Origin of the sequence: Teichococcus aestuarii (assembly GCF_003116135.1) — a bacterium.
Taxonomy (GTDB): domain Bacteria; phylum Pseudomonadota; class Alphaproteobacteria; order Acetobacterales; family Acetobacteraceae; genus Pseudoroseomonas; species Pseudoroseomonas aestuarii.
In genome coordinates, this window is sequence record NZ_PDOA01000060.1 from 1 (window position 1) to 2,404 (window position 2,404).

Here is a 2,404-nt window from a genome sequence, read left to right on the forward strand (position 1 = left end):
GAACATGTAGTCGGAGCTGGCGAGGTTTGTGACGCCTTGCAGGGTGACATGGTCCACCGAGCCATCGGCTGCCTTGATGGCGAAGACGCTGCTGCCCTCGTGGTAGATGCTGGCGCCCTTGCCGAAGCCTTCCAGCACCAGCATGTCGCCGCCGGCGCGTCCGGCGCCCTGGAAGTCGGTGACCAGGTCGTGGCCCATGCCCTTGCCGATGACGAACTTGTCGTCGCCGCCGCCGCCGGTCAGCACGTCATTCCCGCCGCGGCCGTTCAGGACGTTGGGGGAGCTGTTGCCGATGATCCGGTTGGCCAGGGCGTTGCCCGTCGCCGCCGTCCAGGAGGTGCCGGTGATGATGAGGTTCTCGACATTCTCCGGCAGGGTGTAGCTGCTCAGCCAGGTCTCCACCGTGTCGGTGCCCTGGCCGGCCAGCTCCACCACCTTGTCGCCGGCGGTGTAGACGACATAGGTGTCGTCGCCCTTGCCGCCCTTCATGGTGTCGTTGCCGCCGCCGGATTTGAAGGCGTCGTGGCCATCGGTGCCGGTCAGCGTCTCGGTCTTGCTGCTGCCATAGAACCACTTGCTGGGCGCGGCGCTGGCGGGCAGCATCTTCGGCGCCTCGTCGGGCGTGCTCGGCGCGGGGGTGGTCACCACGGGCGCGGTCGGCGCCGGGGTGCTGGTGGCCGGCGGGTTGGCCACGGGCGGGGTGGTGACGGCCGGCGCCTTGATGTTGACGAGCTGCACATCATCCGCCGCCAGGCTGGAGAGCTGCACGCCCTTCAGGGTGAGGAACTGGCCGTCGCCGAGGTTCAGCACCGCGTCCGCGCCGGATTGCTGGCCGGCGGCCTTCACGGCGGCGAAGTCCTTGAAGGCGAAGCCGTCGAGCTTGATGACGTCGCTGGCGCCGGCACCGCCCCGGAAGTCGGTGATGGTGTCGTTGCCCTCGCCCTTGGCGATGATGAAGGTGTCGTTGCCGCCGCCGCCGGTCAGGATGTCGTTGCCGCCCTTGCCGTTCAGCACGTTCGGGTTGAGGTTGCCCTCCAGGCGGTTGGCCAGGCCGTTGCCGGTCAGCGTGTTCCAGCCCGTGCCGGTGAGGATCAGGTTCTCGACATTGTCGGGCAGGACATAGTTGTTGAGCCAGGTCCTGACCGTGTCGATGCCCTGGCCGGCCAGCTCCACCACCACGTCGCCGGTGGTGATGACGTAGGTGTCGTCGCCGGCGCCGCCCTTCAGCGTGTCGCCGCCGCCGCCGGTGATCTCGTCATGGCCGGCGGTGCCGGTCAGCGTCTCCTTGGCGGAGCTGCCCTTGATGGACTTGGCCGGCGCGGCGCTCACCGCGGCCTCGCCATTCGTCGGGGCCGGGCTGGTGGGCGCAGGGGTGGTCGGCGCAGGGGTGGTCGGCGCGGGCGTGGTGGGCGCGGGGGTGGCGGTCACCGGGTCGTCGGCGCCCGGCGGCTTGCCCGCGGTTTCGTCGCTGCTGCCGTTCTCGGTGGGGATGTTCGGCGTGGTGCCGGGCTTGGGCGGCGGCGTGGTGTTCTTGCCGCCGAAATCCGGCCACGTCATGTCGCCATCGCCCCAGTTGCGGAAGGCCTCCTTGAAGACCGCGCCGGTGCGGGGGTCGGAGCCGTCGGACAGCTTGCCGGGGTAGGCGGCGTCGGAGTCCCAGTAGCTCTGCAGCACCGGGTTGTGCTTCTCGAACCACTCCTTGGCCAGCTGCACGAAGGGGCCGGCATTGTCGCCCTTCACGCCCCACTCGGAATAGGCGGTGGGCTTGTTGTGCTGCTTGGCGAAGTTCTCCAGCCACTGCAGGCCGTACTTCTCGTTGACGATCCGGTTGAAGGCGGCGACCGGGTCGTTCCCCTGGTATTCCGGCTTGTAGTAGAAATCCATGCCGATGACGTCGACATACTCGTCGCCGGGATAGATCGTCGCCGGGTCGATGCCGCCATTGGCGTGGTTGATGTTCCACTCGAACTGGAAGCGGTCGGACACCTCCTTGAAGGTGCTGGCCATCTGGCGGAAGGCGCCCTTGAAGGCCTCTTCCTTGCCGATGGCATTCCAGAAGAACCAGTCGCCATTCGCCTCCCAGCCGGTGCGGACCATGATCGGCCCGTCCCCGGGGGTGCCCTTCAGGAGCGTCTCGGCCACGCTCTTATAGTACTGGTTGTAGGCCCCGCTCGCGGCCGTGCCGAGATTGCCTTCCTTGCTGATCAGCGGAATGGACCACTGGATGTCGACGCCCGTCGGCTTCCAGAGGCTCAGCTGCCAGTTCGCGGAAGAAGTGTAATCCTTCCAGTTGGAATAACCGACCACTCCATGGACGTAATCGGGCGCATCGCCCAGCCAGCCAGTGAACTTGTTCAGAAGAGCCGGGTCGTTGCCGACATATACGCCAAGAGCGGTCATGGCT

General features: G+C 67.2%; 1 protein-coding gene. It reads right to left on the reverse strand.

From position 1 onward, the window contains the following. Positions 1 to 2,404: glycosyl hydrolase (locus tag CR165_RS24065; RefSeq protein ID WP_146202047.1), on the reverse strand; the 2,404-nt coding region annotated here is incomplete at both ends.